This is a genomic window from Enterococcus sp. LJL51, assembly GCF_054871795.1.
Genome location: NZ_JBTXLW010000034.1, coordinates 1 through 4,148 on the forward strand (window position 1 = coordinate 1; position 4,148 = coordinate 4,148).

The following is a 4,148-nucleotide window of genomic DNA, read 5'->3' on the forward strand; positions in this document are numbered from 1 at the left end:
CAGAATGCAAGAAGAAGCTTTCAGATGAAAAAACAGGTTCGATTTATCGACAACGGAAAATCGATGTAGAACCAGTGTTTGGGCATCTAAAGGCTCATTTGGCGTTCCATCGTTTCCATTTACGTGGAAAACAAGGAGCGAAGATTGATGTTGGTTTGGCTCTCATGGCACTAAATCTAAGAAAATTAGGAAAATATATGGAGAGAAAGAGAAGAGAAAAAGAAAAAACAAGCCCGATTTTGACATTCATCATCAAAATCAGGCTTATTTTCTTTTTGAGAGTGGATTATGTCCCACTCCCTCTTAAAAAGATGTATTATTTACTCAATTATTTTAAGACCGCCCATATAAGGAATCAGAACCTCAGGTACAGTGACTGTTCCATCCTCATTCTGATAATTTTCAAGAATGGCAGCCACAGTTCGCCCAACCGCTAAACCAGAGCCGTTTAAGGTGTGTAGATAGTTGACTTTTTCTTCGTCGTCACGGTAACGAATCATTGCTCTGCGCGCCTGGAAATCTTCGCAGTTTGAGCATGAGCTGATTTCCCGGTAGACATCCTGAGCAGGAATCCAAACTTCCAAGTCATAGGTTTTGGCAGCAGAGAAGCCCATATCACCAGTAGATAGAGCCATAACACGATACGGCAGATTCAATTTCTGTAAAATCTCTTCAGCATTTGCAGTCATTTTTTCTAATTCTTCATAAGAGGTTTCAGGCTTGCTGAATTTAACCATCTCAACTTTGTTGAATTGATGCAGACGAATCAAGCCGCGAGTATCACGACCAGCGCTTCCCGCTTCAGAACGGAAAGAAGGACTTAGTGCGGTAAAGTAAATCGGTAATTCCTTTCCATCTAGAATCTCATTGTTATAGTAGTTTGTTAAAGGGACTTCAGCAGTTGGAATCAGTGTAAAGTCAGTTCCTTCCAGTTGAAAACCGTCTTCTTTAAATTTGGGGAACTGACCTGTTCCAAACATAGAGTTACTGTTAACGATATATGGCGGAATAACTTCTGTGTAGCCATGATCATAGACATGCAAATCCAGCATGAAGTTATACAAAGCCCGTTCTAAACGTGCACCCAGTCCTTTATAGTAAACAAATCGGCTGCCAGTGACCTTTGCTCCCCGTTCAAAATCAAGAATTCCCAAGCGTTCGGCTACTTCCCAATGAGGCTTCGGTTCAAAATCGAAGCTGCGTGGTGTACTCCATTTTCGGATTTCAACATTCTCGTCTTCGCCTTCACCGATTGGAACAGAAGCATGGGGCAGGTTAGGTAAGGTAGAAGTAATAGCGTTCAGCTTTTCATCTATAGCAGCAATTTCTGTATCTAAGGCTTTGATTTTTCCGCCTACTTCTTTCATTTCACTGATTTTAGCAGCAGCGTCCTCTTTGTTTCTTTTCAAAAGAGCAATTTCTGCTGAAACATCATTTCGATATTTCTTTAACTCCTCGGTTTTTACCAAAAGCGCTCTGCGGCTTTCATCTAAACGCAAAAACTCAGTTAAAACCTCTTCCTTAACCCCGCGGGTTTTCAATTTTTGCTGTACTTCTGCAAAATTTTGACGAATCATTTTTACATCTAACATATAGTTCCCTCCAGTATTTAAGTAAATAGTAAACCAAAACAACTTCTAGCTGCCGCTGCTGCCAAACAAGTGCTTTCTGAAATCACATGCCAACAAAAAAAAGCCACTCCGTCCACAAAAAATATCTTGGGACGAAATGACTGAAATCTCGCGTTGCCACCCAAGTTCAGCCAGATGGCTGCACTTGATTAACAGATAACGGCTGCTGCCGGTCTGATTTATTTCACCAGACACATAAGTTAGAGACGGATTCTTTATAGATGAATACCTGCTTCCACCACTACAGGCTCTCTGAAATTCAGTGCTATAAATACTATTTCTCAACGTTTGCAATTAGCATACAAAATTTTATGCAAGATGTCAATGGTGGTCAGAAACTCGTTGATTAACAGGAGCTGCATTTCTTTGAATAGGCAGATGGATAATAAAGGAAGTCCAATCCGTATCTGACTTAGCATAGATGTATCCCCCGTGTAAGGCAACGATACTTTGAGCGATAGCCAATCCTAAACCAGTCCCACCTGTTTCTTGAGAGCGTGATTCCTCTACTCTGTAAAAACGGTCAAAAAGCTGATCTAACGATTTTTGCGGAATTTGAGAACCGTCGTTACGGACAGCCACAACCACCTCGGTTCCGACTTTTGTTGCTTCTATTAAAATGTGTTTGCCGCCTTTTCCATATTTCAAGGCATTAGATAGGAGGTTGTTGAATACCCTGACTAGTTTTTCTGTGTCGCCTTCCATAGGAATAGCTTCTGGAATAGCTTTAACAGAGATGTCCATGCCCCGTTTGTTTGCTTCCAGTTCGAAATCGACAGATAGCTGTTCCAAAAGCTGAGCCATATCGAAGGTGATGGCATTTAGAGGAACAGCAGGCTGTCTCACCTTAGTGTATTCAAATAAGTCATCTACTAAAAGCTTCATTTGCTTCGCTTTTACATAAGCAGTATGAGTATACTTGAGAATCTCTTCTTGGGAATGAAATTGACGATCCTCGATCAATCCCAAGTAGCCAATGATGGATGTCAAAGGTGTCCGTATGTCATGACTGACATTTGTGATTAATTCATCTTTAGAGTTTTCAATCCGCCGTTCATCCTCAATAGCAGCTACCGTACTATCAACTAGTCCGTTGATGCTGGAAATGACTTTCGCCAAATCACCACTTAATTCAAAGGGGATTCTATGATCATAATTTCCGTCCGCTATATAATGAAGCTCACTGATAATATGACGCAGCTGCATCTGACGATAGCGGCGAATTAACCGCCAGTATAAAACAGACCCGTCAATAATTAGAAAAATTGGAATAACAAATTTACTCCAGCTCCAAAAAACATCTGTATCCAGATAATCAGCTAGAACACCTTTTGTTCCGAATATCACATTTCTTAAAGTTGGGGAAGTCTGGATAAACTGATAAAGCAAAACAATTATCGCCACATTTAATAGTAGTAAAAGAATAACTGTTAAAATTCCTTCGGCCAGCAGCTCACTTACTTCTTTAGATGTTAAGCCGATCCGTTTCTGTTTTTCCACCTTCCGCTGATTGTTAACGGGCATCAATTTTGTACCCCACACCCCAAACTGTCTGAATCACTTTTTCTCCACCAGTTGCTTCTTCTATCTTATCGCGCAAATGGCTGACATGAACCATAACCGTTTTGGCGGAGACAACACTTTCCTGCTGCCAAACACGCTCAAAAATTTCGTCGGCATTAAATACTCGGTTTGGATGGCTGGCTAATAAATAGAGGATACCGAACTCCAGCGCAGTTAATTGTATTTCTTTGTCGTCAATTGTTTTAACCTCATGAGAATCTTTATTAATAATCAGTGAGCCAATTTCCAATACGTCAGGTTCGTTAAGCTTCACCTGCATCTGACTGCGCCGCAAAATTGATTTAACTCGTGCCATCACTTCTAATGGATTAAACGGTTTTGTAACATAATCATCCGCACCGGCAACTAAACCTTTAATTTTATCCATATCTGTTGTTTTTGCAGTCAGCATAATAATTGGTACTTGAGACTCCTTACGCAATTCTTTTACAACCTGCATGCCGTCCATAACGGGCATCATAATATCCAGCACCAGTAAATCAATATCAGGAATTGTTCTTATCTTAGATAAGGCTTCCTTTCCATCATATGCCTTGACTACCTCATATCCTTCGTTGTGAATGTAGATGCTTAGAAGCTCTACAATCTCCTTGTCGTCATCTGCTACTAAAATCTTCATATAGTTATACTCCTCCAAATCATTAATATCATCACTCATATTCTATCAAAAAAAAGCAGAAAGGGATAAAAACTCGTATATATTACAGAAATTTTAATTACATTACCAAAAATTAAGAAACACTAAATAGAAAACGGTGGCAAAGCGAACGATTAACAAGGTAATAGCAGTGAATGGTCGGTAATGAAAAAAAGTTGAAAAAAATGCAATATTTTGATTGACCTAAGCGTTGAAACTTGATATATTATTACATGTCGCAAGACGAGACAATGACTTTCAGACAGCTGGATAGAATAACATCCAGAGAGAAGAAA

The 4,148-nt window shown here is 39.8% G+C and carries 4 protein-coding genes and 1 other annotated feature; of the genes, 1 reads left to right on the forward strand and 3 read right to left on the reverse strand.

Features of this window, described 5'->3' with window-relative positions; genetic code table 11:
- Positions 1–437 (forward strand): transposase (locus ACYSNQ_RS17865; protein ID WP_426084930.1); only part of this gene is annotated, 437 nt, incomplete at its 5' end.
- Here ACYSNQ_RS17865 and serS read toward each other — a convergent pair.
- From serS to croR, 3 genes are all read right to left on the reverse strand, one after another.
- Positions 321–1,592: a serine--tRNA ligase gene (gene serS / locus ACYSNQ_RS17870; RefSeq protein WP_426084931.1), complete on the reverse strand. Its 1,272-nt coding sequence runs from the start codon at positions 1,590–1,592 to the stop codon at positions 321–323. The genes ACYSNQ_RS17865 and serS overlap by 117 nt on opposite strands.
- A 124-nt stretch (positions 1,593–1,716) precedes the next feature.
- Positions 1,717–1,923, reverse strand: a binding site (T-box leader).
- Between the two features lie 29 nt (positions 1,924–1,952).
- On the reverse strand, positions 1,953–3,155 hold the full coding sequence (locus tag ACYSNQ_RS17875) for a sensor histidine kinase (protein WP_426084932.1): 1,203 nt from the start codon (positions 3,153–3,155) through the stop codon (positions 1,953–1,955).
- Positions 3,145–3,834: a response regulator transcription factor CroR gene (gene croR / locus ACYSNQ_RS17880; protein WP_426084933.1), complete on the reverse strand. Its 690-nt coding sequence runs from the start codon at positions 3,832–3,834 to the stop codon at positions 3,145–3,147. The genes ACYSNQ_RS17875 and croR overlap by 11 nt, the downstream gene beginning before the upstream one ends.
- Between the last annotated feature and the right edge of the window lie 314 nt (positions 3,835–4,148).

Bases quoted from the DNA above. Each gene is read 5' to 3' on its own strand.
- serS (WP_426084931.1), bottom strand. From the start codon at position 1,592: ATGTTAGATGTAAAAATGATTCGTCAAAATTTTGCAGAAGTACAGCAA.
- ACYSNQ_RS17875 (WP_426084932.1), bottom strand. From the start codon at position 3,155: ATGCCCGTTAACAATCAGCGGAAGGTGGAAAAACAGAAACGGATCGGC.
- croR (WP_426084933.1), bottom strand. From the start codon at position 3,834: ATGAAGATTTTAGTAGCAGATGACGACAAGGAGATTGTAGAGCTTCTA.